Source organism: Aeromonas sp. s7(2024), from assembly GCF_040907825.1.
GTDB classification, from domain to species: Bacteria; Pseudomonadota; Gammaproteobacteria; order Enterobacterales; family Aeromonadaceae; genus Aeromonas; species Aeromonas veronii.
In genome coordinates, this window is sequence record NZ_JBFOCM010000006.1 from 109,660 (window position 1) to 127,747 (window position 18,088).

16 protein-coding genes and 1 pseudogene are annotated in these 18,088 nt (G+C 60.1%); 5 read left to right on the forward strand and 12 right to left on the reverse strand.

Annotated features, from left to right (window positions below; translation table 11 throughout):
- Window positions 1–194 precede the first annotated feature (194 nt).
- Both AB5Y73_RS01400 and AB5Y73_RS01405 read right to left on the reverse strand, forming a co-directional pair.
- On the reverse strand, window positions 195–863 hold the full coding sequence (locus AB5Y73_RS01400; protein WP_005338970.1) for a LysM-like peptidoglycan-binding domain-containing protein: 669 nt from the start codon (window positions 861–863) through the stop codon (window positions 195–197).
- Window positions 864–962: 99 nt separating this feature from the next.
- Window positions 963–3,065, reverse strand: coding sequence for a methyl-accepting chemotaxis protein (locus AB5Y73_RS01405; protein WP_107682573.1), 2,103 nt, complete (start codon window positions 3,063–3,065; stop codon window positions 963–965).
- A 251-nt stretch (window positions 3,066–3,316) separates the two neighbouring features.
- Between AB5Y73_RS01405 and gltX the strand changes: the two genes are divergently transcribed.
- Window positions 3,317–4,732, forward strand: coding sequence for a glutamate--tRNA ligase (gene gltX, locus AB5Y73_RS01410; RefSeq protein ID WP_107682572.1), 1,416 nt, complete (start codon window positions 3,317–3,319; stop codon window positions 4,730–4,732).
- A 173-nt stretch (window positions 4,733–4,905) separates the two neighbouring features.
- Here the strand turns inward: gltX and AB5Y73_RS01415 are convergent, their stop codons facing one another.
- From AB5Y73_RS01415 to ettA, 3 genes are all read right to left on the reverse strand, one after another.
- The gene (locus AB5Y73_RS01415; protein WP_107682571.1) at window positions 4,906–6,249 is read right to left on the reverse strand and encodes an NCS2 family permease; all 1,344 of its coding nucleotides are present in this window, start codon (window positions 6,247–6,249) and stop codon (window positions 4,906–4,908) included.
- Between the two features lie 264 nt (window positions 6,250–6,513).
- On the reverse strand, window positions 6,514–6,843 hold the full coding sequence (locus AB5Y73_RS01420; RefSeq protein WP_064337236.1) for a hypothetical protein: 330 nt from the start codon (window positions 6,841–6,843) through the stop codon (window positions 6,514–6,516).
- 93 nt (window positions 6,844–6,936) lie between these two features.
- Window positions 6,937–8,604, reverse strand: a complete 1,668-nt coding sequence (ettA, locus tag AB5Y73_RS01425; protein ID WP_005358378.1) for an energy-dependent translational throttle protein EttA — start codon at window positions 8,602–8,604, stop codon at window positions 6,937–6,939.
- A 242-nt stretch (window positions 8,605–8,846) separates the two neighbouring features.
- On the opposite strand from ettA, the pseudogene AB5Y73_RS01430 reads away from it, so the two are divergent.
- Together AB5Y73_RS01430 and AB5Y73_RS01435 are read left to right on the forward strand one after the other, a co-directional pair.
- Window positions 8,847–9,421: pseudogene (locus tag AB5Y73_RS01430) on the forward strand (Crp/Fnr family transcriptional regulator).
- 57 nt (window positions 9,422–9,478) lie between these two features.
- On the forward strand, window positions 9,479–10,042 hold the full coding sequence (locus tag AB5Y73_RS01435; protein ID WP_181497572.1) for a YgjV family protein: 564 nt from the start codon (window positions 9,479–9,481) through the stop codon (window positions 10,040–10,042).
- An 8-nt stretch (window positions 10,043–10,050) separates the two neighbouring features.
- Here AB5Y73_RS01435 and AB5Y73_RS01440 read toward each other — a convergent pair whose 3' ends face one another.
- Window positions 10,051–10,908 carry a lytic transglycosylase domain-containing protein gene (locus tag AB5Y73_RS01440; protein WP_107682570.1) on the reverse strand — a complete coding sequence of 286 codons (858 nt, stop codon included), beginning with the start codon at window positions 10,906–10,908 and terminating at the stop codon, window positions 10,051–10,053.
- Between the two features lie 172 nt (window positions 10,909–11,080).
- On the opposite strand from AB5Y73_RS01440, the gene AB5Y73_RS01445 reads away from it, so the two are divergent.
- Window positions 11,081–11,395: a hypothetical protein gene (locus AB5Y73_RS01445; protein WP_279499309.1), complete on the forward strand. Its 315-nt coding sequence runs from the start codon at window positions 11,081–11,083 to the stop codon at window positions 11,393–11,395.
- Window positions 11,396–11,550: 155 nt separating this feature from the next.
- Here the strand turns inward: AB5Y73_RS01445 and AB5Y73_RS01450 are convergent, their stop codons facing one another.
- From AB5Y73_RS01450 to AB5Y73_RS01465, 4 genes are all read right to left on the reverse strand, one after another.
- Entirely contained in the window at window positions 11,551–11,739 is a 189-nt protein-coding gene (locus tag AB5Y73_RS01450) for a hypothetical protein (RefSeq protein ID WP_107682569.1), read from the reverse strand.
- A gap of 204 nt (window positions 11,740–11,943) precedes the next feature.
- A complete protein-coding gene (locus tag AB5Y73_RS01455; RefSeq protein WP_107682568.1) occupies window positions 11,944–12,549 on the reverse strand; it encodes a DUF2076 domain-containing protein in 606 nt (201 codons plus the stop codon).
- Between the two features lie 110 nt (window positions 12,550–12,659).
- Entirely contained in the window at window positions 12,660–13,673 is a 1,014-nt protein-coding gene (locus AB5Y73_RS01460) for an NAD-dependent epimerase (RefSeq protein WP_107682567.1), read from the reverse strand.
- Window positions 13,670–15,049, reverse strand: coding sequence for a UDP-glucose/GDP-mannose dehydrogenase family protein (locus AB5Y73_RS01465; RefSeq protein WP_279499307.1), 1,380 nt, complete (start codon window positions 15,047–15,049; stop codon window positions 13,670–13,672). The genes AB5Y73_RS01460 and AB5Y73_RS01465 overlap by 4 nt, the downstream gene beginning before the upstream one ends.
- Before the next feature lie 243 nt (window positions 15,050–15,292).
- On the opposite strand from AB5Y73_RS01465, the gene AB5Y73_RS01470 reads away from it, so the two are divergent.
- Entirely contained in the window at window positions 15,293–15,904 is a 612-nt protein-coding gene (locus AB5Y73_RS01470; protein ID WP_005349421.1) for a YitT family protein, read from the forward strand.
- An 82-nt stretch (window positions 15,905–15,986) separates the two neighbouring features.
- Here AB5Y73_RS01470 and AB5Y73_RS01475 read toward each other — a convergent pair whose 3' ends face one another.
- Both AB5Y73_RS01475 and AB5Y73_RS01480 read right to left on the reverse strand, forming a co-directional pair.
- Window positions 15,987–17,033, reverse strand: a complete 1,047-nt coding sequence (locus AB5Y73_RS01475) for an ABC transporter ATP-binding protein (protein WP_107682566.1) — start codon at window positions 17,031–17,033, stop codon at window positions 15,987–15,989.
- Complete coding sequence (locus AB5Y73_RS01480; RefSeq protein WP_107682565.1) at window positions 17,030–18,088, reverse strand: ABC transporter ATP-binding protein; 1,059 nt, start codon at window positions 18,086–18,088, stop codon at window positions 17,030–17,032. Before AB5Y73_RS01480 ends, AB5Y73_RS01475 begins: the two co-directional genes overlap by 4 nt.

The window sequence follows — 18,088 nt, forward strand, 5'->3', positions numbered from 1 at the left end:
CTGACCACGTCTCTTTGTCCCAGTAGCACGCAGAACAATCCCTGTCTAAAGCACAAACGATTGTACGTTAGCGCCGATCCTTGTCAATTTGACCCCTTTCGTTTTTTGAACAAGCTAAAAATATTGTGAAGTCAGTAGCTTATTTGAAGATATTTGACTGAAAAAAAACGGGAGGCCAGCGCCTCCCGTTTTTGTTATTCCTTGAGGGCGAATCCTTCGCCCTGCCGGTCATAACGGTAGACCGCCTGACCGTAGGAGCGGATCTCCACCCGCTGGATGCGGCGGGTGTCGTCCACCAGGATGAAGATAGAGCGGCCCGATTGCAGGCGGGTCAGGGGGCGATCCGGCCCCTCGATGGCGATCAGGCGGCTCAGCTCGGCACCCGGCAACTCGAATTTACGCCAGATGGAGTAGAGGGTCTCACCCGCCTGCACATCGTGTTGCAGCCAGGTACCGTTGACCTTCTCTTCGACCGGCTTGGCTGCCGCGGGCGCACCGCCTGCCGCGCCATTACCGACAGTTAGAGCTTGAGCAGGCACGGCCAGCGGCACTTCCAGCGAGCCGGAAGGGGCTGCTTTGGGAGCGGATGGTGCTGGCTCCCAGGCCAGCACCAGCAACCAGAGCGGGATCAGGATCAGCAGACCTATGGTGTTTTTGCGGGGCAGCGGGCTGGACAGCTTGAATTTGCCTGCTTTGGCATCCTGGCGGCGTTGACCGAGGTTGCTCATCCCTTGGCCAAAACGTTGGCGCAGGGACAGGGTCGCGGCATTGATGCGATGGAGCAGGGATCCTTGTGATTCGTCTTGGCGACGCTGCTGGGCTCGTCTGTTATGGCCTCGTGGGCGACGGTCCGGGGTGGGCACGGCATTTACCTCTCACTACATTGCCTGCCATCAGGCAAATTCGTAGCCTATGGTAAACGGACTCGCCCCCGAGGGGGAGAGTCCTGAGGCGGAAAATTATCAGCTGAGACGAAATTGACCCAATAATTGCTGCAATTTGTCGGCCGCCTGACGCAATGCCTGACTGGCTTTGGCCGTTTCGGTCGCATCCTGAGCGATGTCGTTGGCCAGTGCGTTGGTTTTTGACAGGTTGCCGGAGACGGTTTCTGAGACCGAGCTCTGCTCTTCGGCGGCGGAAGCGATCTGATAGGTCATGTCGTTGATGGTGGAGATGGCCTGGTAGATGCTGCCGAGCGCCTCTTCCGCCAGATCCGCTTCGCTCACTGCCTGATGGGTCAGCTGCTGGCTCTGGGTGATGGCGTTGACTGCATTGGTGGAGCTGAGGCGGATCTTCTCGATCAACTCCTGGGTGTTCTGCACCGCCTGCTGGGTATTGCCCGCCAGTTTGCGCACCTCGTCGGCTACTACCGCAAAGCCGCGGCCCTGTTCGCCAGCCCGGGCAGCCTCGATGGCAGCGTTGAGAGCCAGCAGGTTGGTCTGATCGGCAATCCCCTGAATGACGGTGAGGATGCTGGTGATCTGGGCGCTGTCGTGAGCCAGCCCTTCGACCACTTCAGCCCCTTTACCGGCTTCTGCCGCGACCTTGTGCATCGACTGGATCACCTGCTGGAAGCGCTCCTTGCCCTGATCCGCCGCGCTTTGTGCCTGTTTGGCCGAGTCGGCGGTGTTGTTGGCGTGGGTGGCGACCTCCTGACTGACGTAGGACATCTCCTGTACCGCGGTCAGCATCTGCTCCATCTCCGCCTGATGGTGCTGCAGGTTGTTGTCGGTCTGACCGGCGATGCGATCGGTGTCACCAGCGTAGCGGTTCACCTCGCTGGCAGTCTTGAGCACATCCCCGAGCAGCCCTTGCAGCTTGTCGATAAAGCGGTTGATCCCCTTGGCGAGATCCCCCAGCTCATCCACCGAGCGGGTTGTGAGACGTTTGGTGAGATCCCCTTCACCATCGGCGATGTCATCCACCAGGCTGACCATCTGACGGATGGGGCCAGTGATGCTGCGGGCAATCACCAGCATGGTGGCCAGCGCCAGCGCCAGTACGATAACGGCGCCTACCAATTGCTGGGTCACCGCGGCCCGGTTCATCTCATTGAGCTGGTTTTCCAGTTGATCGGCGCCCGCCAGTACCACCTTGTAGGGCAGGGTGACGATGATGGCCCAGTTGCGGCTCATTCCCGGAACCGAGATTGGTACAGAAATACGCAGATTGTCGTTGAGCTCTTCACGTTGCTCCTGCTGTTGCAGGTACTGTTTCCAGTTGTTGCCCAACAACTCTTTGGCATGCTTGCCCAGCATATTGTCATTGCCGCTGGTACCTGTAATCACACCAGCTGCGCTGACGATCAGGGTCTCCCCTTGGCCATCATAGATGTTATTGTTGAGGCTCTTGGCCTGCTGGTTAAGGGCAGTAACCTCAAGATCGACGCCGATGATCCCCTTGAAGTCTCCGTCAATAAACAGTGGGGATGAGATGGTACTCAGCATGACTTGCTTGCCATTTACATCAAATACATAGGGATCGATAAGGCATGCACTTTTATGCTGTTGGGGGCAACTGTAATAGTCGTTGGCTGGGTTACCGAAGCTGTCGGTATCTGTTTTGGTAATGGAGTAAAGCAGGTCTGTGCCTATAGAACCCCCGTCACGGTAGTAATAGGGAACAAACCGGCCATTACTGTCACTGCCCAGCTCCTTCTGGCCGACATAATTACTATCTTGCTCGTCCAGTGCGTTGGGCTCAAATCCCGCCAAGACGCCATATATCTGAGGATCTGTGGTCAACGTTTTTTTCATTAGTGCAACAACGTTGGGGCGCGTCAGTGGTAGCTCCTTGGAAATGGCCAGTTGAACCACTCCTGCAAGTTGTTGGTCATATGCCAATGCCTTTTGTAGCAGTTGGGTGATGGTGGCCGCCTCGGCGCGGGCATTGGCGCTGACCTTCTGCCAGGCCTCCTGCTGCAGCGCTTCACGGCTGGAGCTGATGGTGAGTTGTTGAGTCTGCTGACCCGAGTATTGGTTGAGCAGGATCAGGATGACCAAGGCGGTGGTCATGGCGATCCCGGCCATCACTAGAATGCGATTCTGGATAGAACGGAACTGCATCGTCTCTTCCTTTTTAGTAGCGGTGTTATTTGGATATCGACCGAAGCCGACAGTGGTTGTAGCAAATAGGAAATAGAACTTCTGTTTTGCGATCCCCTTCAAATATCAGGCGGCAAGCGCCCCGCCAGTAAATTTAATCCCCTACTTTAGCCCGCAATGGCTTCATGGTTTTCCCATCCGTGATTGTCGGTGCTAAAATGCGACGGTTTTTTTAACGAATTGGCCCAAGGCCCTCTACACAAGGCTTAAAGATGAAAGTCAAAACCCGTTTTGCTCCCAGCCCGACCGGCTTTTTGCATGTCGGCGGTGCCCGTACCGCACTCTATTCCTGGTTGTTTGCAAAGAACCAGGGCGGTGAGTTCGTGCTGCGTATTGAGGATACCGACCTGGAACGTTCCACTCAGGAGGCGATCGACGCCATCATTGAGGGCATGGAATGGCTGGAGCTGAACTGGGATGAGGGCCCCTACTACCAGACCAAGCGCTTCGATCGCTACAACGGTTTGATCGACGAGATGCTGGCCGATGGCCGCGCCTACAAGTGCTTCTGCTCCAAAGAGCGTCTGGAAGCACTGCGCGAAGGCCAGATGGCCAACGGCGAGAAGCCCCGTTATGACGGCAAGTGCCGCGACCACGCCCACGATCACCCGGCCGATGCGCCGCACGTCATCCGCTTCCGCAACCCGACCGAAGGTTCTGTGGTGTTCGATGACCATGTCCGTGGCCGCATCGAGTTCGCCAACACCGAGCTGGACGATCTGATCATTCGCCGTACCGACGGCGCGCCGACCTACAACTTCTGTGTTGTAGTCGATGACTGGGATATGGAGATCACCCACGTGGTGCGTGGTGAAGACCACATCAACAACACCCCGCGCCAGATCAACATCTACAAGGCGCTGAACGCGCCGGTGCCGGAGTTTGCCCACGTCTCCATGATCCTGGGTGACGACGGTGCCAAGCTCTCCAAGCGCCACGGTGCAGTCTCCGTGATGCAGTACCGCGACGACGGCTACCTGCCGGAAGCGCTGCTGAACTATCTGGTGCGTCTGGGCTGGTCCCACGGCGATCAGGAGATCTTCAGCCTGGAAGAGATGATCAAGCTGTTCAGCCTGGATGCCATCTCCAAGTCTGCCTCTGCCTTCAACACCGACAAGCTGCTGTGGTTGAACAACCACTACATGCGCAGCCTGGATCCGGCTTATGTTGCCAAGCATCTGGCATGGCACATGGAAAACCAGAAGATCGACACCAGCAATGGCCCGGCGCTGGCCGACGTGGTCACCCTGCTGGCCGAGCGCTGCAACACCCTGGTCGAGATGGCCACCCAGAGCCGCTACCTGTTCGAAGAGTATGAAGCGATCGACGAAGCGGCTGCCAAGAAGCACCTGCGCGGCGTGGCTGCCGAGCCGCTGGCTCTGGCCAAAACCAAGCTGGCTGCACTGGATAGCTGGACTACCGAAGCGCTGCACGAGCTGATTGAAGCGACCGCCGCCGAGCTGGGTCAGGGCATGGGCAAGGTTGGTATGCCGCTGCGTGTGGCCGTCACCGGTCTGGGTCAATCTCCTGCCATCGACGCCGTAATGGCACTGGTCGGCAAAGAGCGTGTACTTGCTCGTATCGACCGTGCGCTTGCTTACATCGAAGCCCGTATGGCTGCCGAGTAAGTGCTGCCGATGTGGCAGACGAGGGGATTACCCCGCTCTGCCACATACTGAATAGCAAAAATCCGAAACCACTGGTTTCGGATTTTTTTATGGCCAGCGCACAGGCCGAAAATACTTTGGATAAAAAAAATGCCAGTCAGCTGATTGGCATTTTTATTGGGACAGAGTGCCGCTTAGTGGCTGTCGACCCAGACGAACTTGAGGACGAACAGCAGGGCCACCACCAGCACGCAGGGGTTGATCTCGCGCCAGCGGCCGGTGCCCGCCTTCATCACGCAGTAGGAGATGAAGCCCACGGCGATCCCCTCGGTGATGGAGAAGCTGAACGGCATCATCACTGCGGTCATAAAGGCCGGTACCGCTTCGGTCAGATCTTCCCACTTCACCCGGGTCAGCTCGGAGCACATCAGCACGCCCACATAAATGAGGGCGCCAGCGGCGGCGTAGGCCGGCACCATGGCGGCGACCGGAGAGAAGAAGATCGCCAGCAGGAACAGCAGGCCAACCACGATGGCAGTCAGACCAGTGCGGCCGCCAACGGCGACGCCGGAGCTGCTCTCGATAAAGGCGGTAACCGAGGAGGTGCCCATGAAAGCGCCGCCGACGGAGCTCACGCTATCGACCATCAGCGCCTGCTTCATGCGCGGGAAGTGCCCCTTGTCATCAGCCAGCTTGGCGCGGTTGGTGACGCCGATCAGGGTGCCGGAGGAGTCGAACAGGTTGACCAGCATAAAGGAGAAGATGATCCCGGCGAGGCTGATGTCGAGCGAACCCATCAGATCCAGTTGGCCGAACACCGGCTCGATGCTGGGGGGCATGGAGACAAAGCCCTTGAAGGTGACATCGCCAAACAGCCAGCCCAGCGCCGTGGTGACCACGATGGCGATCAGCACGGCAGAGTGGACGCCGCGGGCGGAGAAGATGCAGATCAGGAAGAAGCCGAGCAGACCCAGCAGGCAGGGCAGGGAAGTGAGGTTGCCCACCGTCACCATAGTCGCGGGGCTGGCCACGACGATCCCGGCGTTGTGCAGGCCGAGCAGGGCGATCAGCAGACCGATACCGGCGGTGATGCCGACCCGCAGGGTGAGCGGAATGTTGCCGATCAGCCAGTAGCGTACTCGCAGCAGGGTGAGGATCAACAGACCCATGGCGCCCCAGAAGATGGTGCCCATACCCACTTGCCAGGAGTAGCCCATCCCGGCCACCACCACGAAGGCGAAGAAGGCGTTGAGGCCCATGGCGGGAGCCAGCGCGATGGGCAGGTTGGCCAAGAGGCCCATCAGGATGCTGCCGATACCGGCGATGAGGCAGGTGGTGACAAAGACTGCCTGGGTGTCCATGCCGGCCGCAGAGAGGATCTGCGGGTTGACGAACACGATATAGACCATGGTCAGGAAGGTAGTGATGCCGGCGATCAGTTCGGTGCGGGCGGTAGTGCCATGGCCTTGCAGGGCAAACAGGCGCTCAAGCAATCCTTGCCCGGCGGCCTGATTGGCAGCTTGGTGTTGTTGATTCATGTTGGATTCCAATAGGTGACGTGAAATAAGCAGCAGGGGAACGGGCTATCCCATCCATGCGGGGTAAATTGCCCTGTTTCTGGCGGTTAAGTAACCAGACTCGTCCTGATACCGTGACAGCGCGCACATTTTTACACAGGCGGCGCCGTTTACAAACCCCGGATCTGCGAAGCAGATCAATGAATAGAGTAAAAATTCAAACGTTTGCTTTTTGAGCATGAAAAAAGGTTCTCAGCAGAGAACCTTTTATCGAAAATTGGGGGCTTAGAGGGTTTTGAAGTAGCGCTCGACCAGCTGGGCCAGCACAGAATCGAGCCGATCTTGAACCTCACCCAGTTCGCGGCCGAAGCGGCGCAGAAAAAGGCTCGCCTGCTCTTCGGTCAGCTTGCGCCCCTCGATAAAGAACTCCTGCTCCGGTAGTTGCTTGTCGTAGCGGGGGATCAGCACCCAGCTCACCAGCTCGGGCTCCACGGCGGCAAAAATCTTGGTGGCAGCAGCACAGAAGGTCTCTATGTGCTCCTTGCCATCCGGCCCGAGGCAACCCGGTTCAACCCGGATCTGGATGGTGAGTTTTTTCTCTATGGGGGTCGTCATCGTGCTACATCCATGCAAAGGCATCCGTCTAGGATTGTAAGTCAAAAGGCAAGAGAAAGGGGAGCCGAAGCTCCCCTCAACACGCAGTCAGCCTTATTTGGCGATGCGCTTGTACTTGGCGCGATGGGGCTGGATGGCCTCGGCGCCGTAGGTCTTCTTCTTCCACTCTTCGTATTCGGTAAAGTTACCTTCGAAGAACTCGATCTTGCCCTCATCCTGATAGTCGAGGATGTGAGTGGCGATACGGTCGAGGAACCAGCGGTCGTGGGAGATGACCATGGCACAACCCGGGAACTCCAGCAGAGCGTTCTCGAGGGCGCGCAGGGTTTCGATATCCAGATCGTTGGTCGGTTCATCCAGCAGCAGCACGTTGCCGCCGGTCTGCAGCAGCTTGGCCAGGTGCAGACGACCACGCTCACCACCGGAGAGTTCGCCAACCCGCTTCTGCTGGTCGGAACCCTTGAAGTTGAAGCGGCCGATATAGGCGCGGCTCGGAAACTCGTAGTTGCCGATGCGCAGGATATCCTGACCGTCAGCGACTTCCTCGAATACCGTCTTCTTGTCATCCATGCTGTCGCGGAACTGATCGACAGAGGCCAGCACCACGGTTTCACCCAGGGTGATGGCGCCGGAATCCGGCTGCTCCTGACCCGACATCATGCGGAACAGGGTCGACTTACCAGCACCGTTCGGGCCGATGATGCCGACGATGGCGCCCTTCGGAATGGCAAACGAGAGATCGTCGATCAGCACCCGATCACCGTAGGATTTGCGCAGGTTGGCCACTTCCACCACCTTGTCGCCGAGGCGCGGTCCGGGCGGAATGAACAGCTCGTTGGTCTCGTTGCGCTTCTGGTAGTCGTTGGTGTTGAGCTCTTCGAAGCGAGCCATACGGGCCTTGGATTTGGCCTGACGCCCTTTCGGGTTTTGACGAACCCACTCCAGCTCTTTCTCGATGGACTTGCGGCGAGCCGCTTCGGAACTGGCTTCCTGCGCCAGACGTGCGTCCTTCTGCTCCAGCCAGGAGGAGTAGTTGCCTTCCCACGGGATACCTTCGCCGCGGTCCAGCTCCAGGATCCAGCCTGCCACGTTGTCGAGGAAGTAACGGTCGTGGGTGATGGCCACAACAGTGCCTTCGTAGTCGTGCAGGAAGCGCTCCAGCCAAGCAACGGATTCCGCATCCAGGTGGTTGGTTGGTTCGTCCAGCAGCAGCATGTCCGGCTTTTCCAGCAGCAGACGACAGAGCGCCACACGGCGGCGCTCACCACCGGAGAGGTGCTTGATCTTTGCATCCCAGGCCGGCAGGCGCAGGGCATCGGCCGCACGCTCCAGCTGGTTTTCCATGTTGTGGCCACCCTGAGCCTGGATGATGGCTTCCAGCTCGCCCTGTTCGCGGGCCAGCTTGTCAAAGTCGGCATCCGGATCGGCGTAGGCCGCATAGACCTCGTCCAGACGGGCCATGGCGCGCTTCACTTCGCCAACGGCCTCTTCGACCGCTTCGCGTACGGTCTGCTCCGGATCCAGCTTAGGCTCCTGCGGCAGGTAGCCGATCTTGATGCCGGGCTGCGGACGGGCTTCCCCTTCGATCTCGGTGTCGATGCCTGCCATGATGCGCAGCAGGGTGGATTTACCGGCGCCGTTCAGACCCAGCACGCCGATCTTGGCGCCCGGGAAGAAGCTCAAGGAGATGTTCTTGAGAATATGACGCTTGGGCGGCACTACCTTGCCGACCCGGTTCATGGTGTAAATAAATTGAGCCATTGGCTAATTCTCTTCCTTTTCAGCAGGTTAATGTCTTGGCATTAACAGACTGATGTCGTGGTGGGGCCAGGTCGACACAGGTCAACCGGGTTCCAAAAAACCCGTCGATTGTAAACCAACGGACGAGGGGGGGCAAAGGTGGCACCCGGCTATGTCCCCCCTTTGCCGCAGCGGTCACGCCTTGCTGCATCAGTCGTGCAATTTGGGCATGATGTGGGCTGCCGTTTTGTCCCGGAGCCCTCATGAATCCATCTCCTCAAGCCCCCTCACTGGCCGCCTTTCTCTGCACAATGGGATTGGACGCCGCGCTGAGCGAAGCCATCAGCCTGCGCTGCCACGGCAGACACTGCGCGCCGGTCATGCACTGTTGGCGCAGGGGTCAGAGCAGGAAGCTGCCTTCTATATCGAAGCGGGCATCGCTCGCGCCTGCCACTACACCCGGGACGGACAGGAGCGCTGCAAGGAGTTCTACTTCGAAGGGGAGCTCTGCCTGCTCTATGACAGCTGGCTCACGGGATCGCCCGCCCGCTACCAGCTGGAGGCGCTGACGGAGTTGCAGGTAGTTCGGGTGCCGCTCGCCCTGCTGGAAGAGCCCGCCTGGCAGCCGGTCTGCATGGCCCTGCTGCGACAGCAGCTCGGTTACAAGGAGCGCAAGGAGGCGTTTTTGCTGCTCCACTCCCCCGAGGAACGTTATCGGGAGCTCTGCCACACCTTCCCCCACTGGCCAGCGCGGCTCACTCAGGTGCAGCTCGCCAACTATATCGGTATCACTCCGGTCACTCTGTCACGGATCCGCAGGCGCATTAACACGGGTTAATGCCGCTCTCCGACCATCCCCTCATGCTGCACCATCCAAATAACGGATGAGGTGTGGATGATGTCGCTGTTTCTGTGGTCGCAGCTGGTGGTAAGCCTGGCCTTGTTGCTCGATCTGTTGTCGTTTCAGTTGCGGGATCGCCGCAGGATCCTGGCCTGTCTGGCCCTCTCCTGTGCCCTCAATGCCGGTCACTTTACCCTGCTCGGGCAGTGGTCGGCTGCCAGCCTGTTGCTGCTGGCCAGCTGGCGCTTTCTGGTGAGCATCTGGCTGGTTCGCCGCATCTTGATGTGGTTTTTCATGGGGTTGGCCTGTGCGGCGGCGCTGGCGACCTATCAGGGCGCACTCTCATTGATCGGGCTGCTGGCGAGCCTGCTGCAAACCCGGGCCGCGTTTTGCCCGGATGATCGCCTTTTGCGGCGCTGGATGCTGCTCGGTACCCTCTGCTGGCTGGGTAACAACCTGCTGGTGGGCTCACCGGTCGCCGCGCTGATGGAGGGGCTGTTTCTGGTCAGCAATCTGGTGGGTTACTACCGCCACTATGGCTTCGATTATTGGGGGCGTGGCCGCCACAGTGGCCGCAGAAAGGGGCGTGTGCCGCCTTCCGGTCGGGCGAGCTCCTGACCTCCCGCTCAGGGCTGCTTGTGGCCAGCGAAGTAGAGCACCCGTTTCACATACTCCTGCGTCTCGTCATAGGGTGGGATCCCGCCATAGCGTTCCACCGCTTTTTCCCCGGCATTGTAGGCTGCCGAGATCAGTACCCAGTCGCCATCGAAGCGGCGATCCAGCCATTTGAGATAACTGACGCCACCCTTGATGTTCTGGGCCGGATCGAATGGCCGGGTTACCCCGAACCGTTGCTGGGTTTCGGGGATGAGCTGCATCAGCCCTTGGGCATTCTTGGGGGAAACGGCACGGCTGTTGAGATTGGATTCGGCGATGGCAATCGCCAGTACCAGCCGGGCATCCACCTTATGGTGTTTGGCTGCGTGGCGCAGCATGGTGACCAGTTTTTGCTTGGCAGGAGGCTGGCGGGCAACCCAGGTGTCGACATTGAAGGGGGTGGAAGGGAGCCCGGCCAGATAGCCACCCTGACTGCCACGGATCCCGATGCCGCACTGATCACCCATGGGGGCATTGCCGATGCGAGCGTTGTAGTAGCGGGCAGCCTGTCGGTTACCAAGGCGCATTGCCATGGCGAGGTAGCTGTTGGCCAGCTTGGCGCTGCGCACCGAGGCGGGGCCGGTGGCGAGCAGGCGGCCGATCCGGAAATATCCCTCTGGGTTGCCAGTGCTGGCGGCGACACAGTAGAGGGCGATGGCTTTTTGCAGATTGCCGTGTTGCTGGGCCACTTGACCCTGCTTGATCGCCGTCAGCGCCTTGGGGGCCTGTCTGAAATCCCTGCCTTGTGCCATCGCCTGCGGCGTACCTGCCAGTAACAACGACAAAAAAAGCAGCAAAAACAGTCCGTTTTCGCTGATGTGCCTCATGGGTTATCTCCTGTTTGAGTACAGAAGATATAGAGGAACATGGCTGCTATCGCCACGAACCCAGTGGATCCTGTTGTTATAGCCGGTTGATTTCAGAGAGCAAAACGGTATGGAACTTATAGGCTAGCCAATTGTGCCCTCAATCTAAAAATAGATTGCAAGGGACGTATTATTGGTCAGGCTGAGCTCCATCAGCTCCATCAGCTCCATCAGCTCCATCAGCTCCATCAGCTCCATCAGCTCCATCAGCTCCATCACCGCCGTTGCCGCCGTTGCCGCCGTTGCCGCCGTTGCCGCCGTTGCCGCCGTTGCCGCCGTTGCCGCCGTTACCGCCGTTGCCGCCGTTGCCGCCGTTGCCGCCGTTGCCGCCGTTACCGCCGTTACCGCCGTTACCGCCGTTACCGCCGTTACCGCCGTTACCATCGTTACCACCGTTACCACCGTTGCTACCCAGTACGGAGACTGGTTGGTTGTTACTAAGTGTTGAGCAGTCATCCCCTGTTGGGCATGGGGATTGCGCCCACAGCGAAGCACTTTGCAGGCAAGCAAGTAGTATCAGGCTCGAATAAAGTGGGGAAGTTGAGTTCATGATATCGAGCTTGTTAGATGAAGAAGCGTTGGCATAAGGATTTCTTAACAAACTCAGACATCCAAGTGGTAGGCAGATTCGTCTGGTTGGGCGGCTGGTAACTGGCGATATATCAGTCCAATTTCGTTGACAACCCAGAGCGAAAGCAGGGCCAGCAGGCTGAGCAGGGGAAGCAGAGAGTGGCTCTGGGTCAGGGCATAGGCCGCAATGGCGGCACCGGTCAAAAGCAGGGTTCGGATCATGAGGTGGCTCCTTGTCGTCATGGGGGTGTTGCATGGCCACGGACAGAGCGCCTGGGGTCGGGAGTTGTTCCCGGGTGGCACGAAGCGCGCTGAGTATATCGCGTCATGCCGCTGCCGATCCGTGGTGTCATCACACTTTCCATAGTCATGGGTTTCGTATCGAGTTGAGCCCCGCTAGGTGCGGGGCCAGTAATGGTTTGACGGTCAGAAGAAACCGCCGTTGTTATCGTCACTGTCGGCCCAGCCGCCACTCAGGTTATCGTCATCGAGAAAATTGCTGCCAACATCGGGAGGTGAATCCCAGCCGTCCCAGCGTACCGGTTCCACATCGACCGAATTGGCGATGGGCGCTGGCTCTATGATGTCGATGATCTCCTCGGGCCGGTTGCTGTGAAACAGTCCGCCGATCATATCGGCCAACATGACGCCACCGGCCACACCGGCGGCGGTTTGCAGGGCGCCCCCTAAAAAGGAGCTGGCACGGGATGCTGGCTGGGCAGGAGCGGTTGCCGGTGGCGGCGTAAAGCGCGGGGGCGGGCTGCTTTCGTTACCAAACAGGCCGGAGAGAAAACTGCCGCCGCTGGCACTGCTCTGGCTGGCTTCCAGCTCCTTGACCCGTTCGTTGAGGCGGGTAAGGGCAGCCTGCTGAATTAGCAGCGCCTGGGTCATGTAGTAGGGGGCATCGGGCTGCTGGGCCAGATGCTGGCGGATCAGCTGATCCGCTTGTGGGTCTCGCTTGCTATCCCTGGCTTGCGCTTGCTTGAGGCGGTCGAACAGTCCATCGATCAGACCCTGTTCCTGTGATTGCATCTCAAATCCTCGCTATGGTGCGCAGACAGTGTGTTCAGCCATCCTAAAACCCGCGGGGCATCAGTGGTATCTGATTAACTCATCAATGACCGAGGGGCTACCCGCGCTCGTCAGCGGGCGGGCCGATAGTAGTCGATATACCAGCGGACGAACTTGGCAACACCTTGCTTGAGGGGCGTAGCGGGGCGCAGACCGGTGAGGGTGTGTAGCGGTTCGCTGTCGGCCCAGGTGGCGTGCATGTCGCCTGCCTGCATCGGCAGCATCCGCTTGATGGCGGGCTTGCCGATGGAATCCTCCAGCGCCTCGATAAAATCGAGCAGCCGCACCGGCTGGCCGTTGCCGATATTGAGGATGCGGTAGGGTGCGGCGCTCTCGGCCGTGCTCTGCTCGCTGGCGTGCCAATCGGAATTGGGGCGGGGCGGCTGGTCGGCCACGGCGAGGATCCCCGCGACGATGTCATCTATGTAGGTGAAGTCGCGGCTGAGATCGCCGTAGTTATAGACGTCGATAGGCTCTCCCGCGAGGATGGCGCGGGTGAACTTGATGATGGCCATGTCGGGGCGGCCCCAGGGGCCGTAGACGGTAAAGAAGCGCAGCCCTGTGGTGGGCAGGCCATAGAGCGCCGAATAGGCGTGGGCCATCAGCTCGCCGCTCTTTTTGGTCGCAGCGTAGAGGGAGACCGGGTGATCCACCTGCTGCGCGGTGGAGTAGGGCATCTGATCCCCCATGCCATAGACCGAGCTGGAGGAGGCGTAGATGAGGTGCTGAATCCCGTGGTGACGACACCCCTCCAGCACCGTCAGCATGCCGGTGAGGTTACTGTCGGCATAGGCGAACGGATTGTCGATGGAGTAACGCACCCCCGCCTGCGCCCCCAGATGGATCACCCGCTCGAAACCATGATGGGCAAAGAGAGCCGCCATCGCCTCGCGATCCGCCAGATCCAGCCGCTCGAAGTGAAAATGGGGGAAACTGGCCAGCTGGGCCAGCCGTGCCTCTTTCAGGCTCACCTCGTAGTAGGCGTTGAGGTTGTCGATCCCCACCACCTGATGGCCTGCCGCACAGAGCTGGCTGGCCACGTGAAAACCGATAAAGCCAGCGACGCCGGTGACAAGATAGATCATGGTTGAGTCTCCGGGTTGCAGCTGGTGTTGGCAGGCTGCTTTTTGGCGGGAAGATGTGGCCGCCCGATGGCGTGATAGTCAAACCCGAGCTCGCTGAGCTGGCGCGGGTCATAGAGGTTGCGGCCATCGATGATGACGGGCTGGTTGAGCAGCGCTTTCAGCTGCTGGAAATCGGGGGCGCGAAACGCCTGCCACTCGGTACAGATCAGCAGGGCATCGGCCCCTTCCAGTGCCGCTTCCTGAGTGGGGCAGAGCAGCAGATCCGGCCGCTCGCCGTAAAGTTCGCGAGCGCGAGTCATCGCCTTGGGATCAAACGCCTGCACCCGGCCACCGGCAGCCCAGATGGCGGCCAGCAGCGGGCGGCTCGGCGCATCGCGCATATCGTCGGTGCCGGGTTTGAACGCCAGTCCCCACAGGGCAAAGGTGTGGCCACGCAGATCCGGGCCGAAGCGGGTCAGCAGGGTTTGCGCCATCTTCTGTTGCTGGCGCTGGTTGACCTGCTCGACCGCTGCCAGCAGCGGGGCGTCGCAGCCGACACTCGCCGCGGTATGGCGCAACGATTTGATATCCTTGGGGAAGCAGGAGCCGCCGTAGCCGCAGCCCGGGTAGATAAAGTGGTAACCGATGCGGGGATCTGCCCCCATCCCCTGGCGCACCGCCTCGATATCGGCCCCCAGCTGCTCGGCGAGGGCCGCTATCTCGTTCATAAAGGAGATCTTGGTGGCCAGCATGGCGTTGGCGGCGTACTTGGTGAGCTCGGCGCTGCGCAGATCCATCACCACGATCCGGTCGTGATTGCGGTTGAAGGGGGCGTAGAGGGCGCGCAACTGCTCAAGCGCCCGCTCGCTGTCACAACCGATGATGATGCGGTCCGGCCGCATGCAGTCGTTGACTGCTGCTCCCTCCTTGAGAAACTCGGGGTTGGCCGCCACCTCGCAGGCGAGGGGCAGCCCACGGGCGGCCAACTGCAGCTCAATGTGTTCTCTTACTTGCTGCGTTGTGCCGACCGGCACAGTGCTCTTGGTCACCACCAGCTTGGGGCGCTGCATCAGTCGGCCTATGGTGTCGGCCACCGCCAGCACATGTTGCAGATCGGCCGAGCCATCCTCGTCAGCCGGGGTGCCCACGGCGATCAGCAGTAGCTCGGCGTGTGCCACGCCAATGGCGGGATCGACCGTAAAGTTCAGGCGGCCGCTGGCCAGATGGCTCTCGACCAGCGGGGCCAGCCCCGGCTCATAGAAGGGGATCTGCCCTAGCCTGAGGGCGGCGATCCGCTCGTTATCCACATCCACGCAGCAGACCTGATGGCCCACCTCGGCCAGAACGGCGGCCTGCACCAGCCCGACATAGCCTGTGCCAAAAATGGTGACCTTCATGAAAAGTGCCTCGTGCTGTGGATGGAGTGATGGCGCGCTTAAAGCGCGGCATGCTGCATCTTGGTGCAGCGAGTGTCAATGCCAGATGACAGGCACCAGAATGGGGCGTTCAGCCCGACTGTTGTGATCCTTTTCACAAAAAATAGACTGGACCCCATAACGAAGCCCTGTGGACAGGGCTCGCAGCCCGCCCGCAACGGCAGGCGACAGACACACTCTCTTTACTTCGCTTGGATACAGGTTATGGACAACACCTCGATTCGCACTGCCCATCCTATTTATGAGGATGTGCTGGCTCTGCTGACGGCGGCCGGCTTTGTTTCCCTCGGCATCTTTCTGTTTCATCAGGTTGGCCTGCTCACTGGCGGCACCGCCGGGCTGGCGCTGTTGCTGCAAAAGGTGACCGGCATCAGCTTCGGCCTGCTGTTTTTCGGCATCAACCTGCCCTTCTATGCGCTGGCATGGCTGCGGATGGGGCCACGTTTTACCTTCAACACCTTTGTCTCGGTGGCGGCGGTCTCCTACATGACCGATCACCTCAACGGGGTGTTGCAGATCGGCAAGATAGAGCCTCTCTATGCGGCGCTGATCGGCGGTACCCTGATTGGCATGGGGCTGCTTATTATGTTCCGTCACAAGTCGAGTCTGGGGGGCTTCAACATTCTGGCGCTCTTTATTCAGGATCGCTTTGGCATCCGGGCGGGCAAGCTGCAGATGGGGCTCGATTGCGCCATTGTTGTTGCCTCGTTTTTCGTGGTGCAGCCCTGGATCCTGGCGCTCTCCATCGTGGCGGCGGTTATCTGTAATCTGGTGTTGACACTCAACCACAAGCCGGGCCGCTACCAGATTGCCTGATGAGCGGTAGCCGTGACCCGATAGCACGAGGCGGCCTGATGGCCGCCTCGTCTGTTTCTACCCTGGGGTTTGTTCGCTGCGCCTAGCTCGCCTGCTCCAGCCTGCTGTCACCGCTCATGGCGTTGCCACTGATGGCGCTGCCGCTGATAGCGTGACCACCGACGGCGAGCGGGGTGTGGCAGGCCACCTGATGATGGGCCTCATCACACGCCTCAAGCCTTGGCGCCTTGCTTTTGCACAGCTCGGTCGCATGGGGGCAGCGCTGGTGGAAGTGGCAGCCGCTTGGCGGCGAGATGGGGGAGGGCACATCGCCGGTCAGCAGAATGCGCTGGCTGCGCCTGCGCGGGTCCGGTACCGGAATGGCGGAGATCAGCGCCTGGGTATAGGGATGGCGCGGCGTCAGATAGAGCGACTGGGCATCCGCCAGCTCGACGATCCGTCCCAGATACATCACTGCGATACGATCCGAGATGTGTTTAACCACCGACAGATCGTGGGCGATGAAGATGATGGAGAGGTTCATCTCCCGCTGCAGGCTGAGCAGCAGGTTGACGATCTGCGACTGCACCGAGACATCGAGGGCCGAGACCGCCTCGTCGCACACCAGCAGCTTGGGCTTGAGGGCGATGGCGCGGGCGATGCCGATCCGCTGGCGCTGACCGCCGGAAAACTCGTGGGGGTAGCGATCCACCGCACTGCCCGGCAGGCCCACTTTTGCCAGCAACTCCTGCACCCAGCCGCGGCGCTGCTCAGTGTTGCCTTTACCGTGGATGATGAAGGGCTCCTCCAAAATTTGGCCCACGGTGTGGCGGCTGTTGAGGGATTCTGCAGGGTCCTGAAACACCATCTGCATCTCCTGACGCAGGGAGCGCATCTCCTTCGGGCTGAGGGCGGTGATGTCGCGCCCCTCGAAGGTGATGGTGCCTGCGGTCGGCTCGAACAGCTTGAGCAGGCTGCGCCCGAGGGTGGACTTGCCGCAGCCCGACTCACCCACCAGCCCCAGCGTCTCCCCCTGCTTGAGATCGAAGCTGATGCCATCCACCGCATGAACCGTATATTGCTTGCGCAGGAAGCCGCCTCCCAGCCGGAAATGCTGTTTCAGATCCCTGACCGATAACAGAGTGCTCATACGGTCAACTCCTTCCAGTAGTGACAGGCGACATGGTGGCGCGAATTGAGTTGCTCCACCGCCGGAATGGCGCTGACACAGAGGTCGGTCGCATGGGGGCAACGGTTGGAGAAACGGCAGCCAGCGGGCATCTCGTGCAGGGCCGGTACCTGTCCCTTGATGGTCTTGAGCAGGCTCTTGGGCTCATCCTCAAGGCGCGGGATCGAGCTCATCAAGCCGTGGGTATAGGGGTGACGGGGGTGGTCAAACAGCTCGAATACGTCGGCCTGCTCTACCGCCCGCCCGGCGTACATCACCACCACTTCGTCGCACAGCTCAGCTACTACCCCCAGATCGTGGGTGATAAAGATGATGGCCATGCCGGTCTGGGCTTGCAGCTCTTTCATCAGTTCGAGGATCTGGGCCTGAATGGTGACATCCAGCGCCGTGGTCGGCTCGTCGCAGATAAGCAGGTCTGGCTCGCAGGAGAGCGCCATGGCGATCATCACCCGCTGGCGCATACCGCCGGAGAGGTTGTGGGGATAGACCGCAAAGCGCTGAGCCGGTTCCGGGATCCCCACCTTCTGCAGCATGGCGATGGCCGCGGCTTTACGCTGGGCCTTGTCATACTCGGGGCGATGGAGGCGAAACACCTCCATCAGCTGCTCACCGACCGTCTGCACCGGGTTGAGGGCCGTCATCGGCTCCTGAAAGATCATCGAGATGCGGTTGCCGCGCACCTTGTACATCTGATCCGGTGCAAGCGACAACAGCTCCTCCCCCTGAAAGCGGATGGAACCGGCGACTACCTGACCGTGGGGCTTGGGCAAGAGCCCCATGATGGCGAGTGAAGTGACACTCTTGCCACAGCCGGACTCGCCGACGATCCCCAGCGTCTGACCCGGGGCCACCTTGAAGCTGACCCCGTCGAGCACCTTGATCTTGCCGTCATCGACGGCGAACTCCACCTCAAGATCGCGTACTTCGAGGATTGGGGCCTGGTGCTGGCCGTTATCAGCGGCGAACTCCCCCCCGTTATCCGGTACGTCAAGAATGGGGGCCTGAGTGTTGGGCAT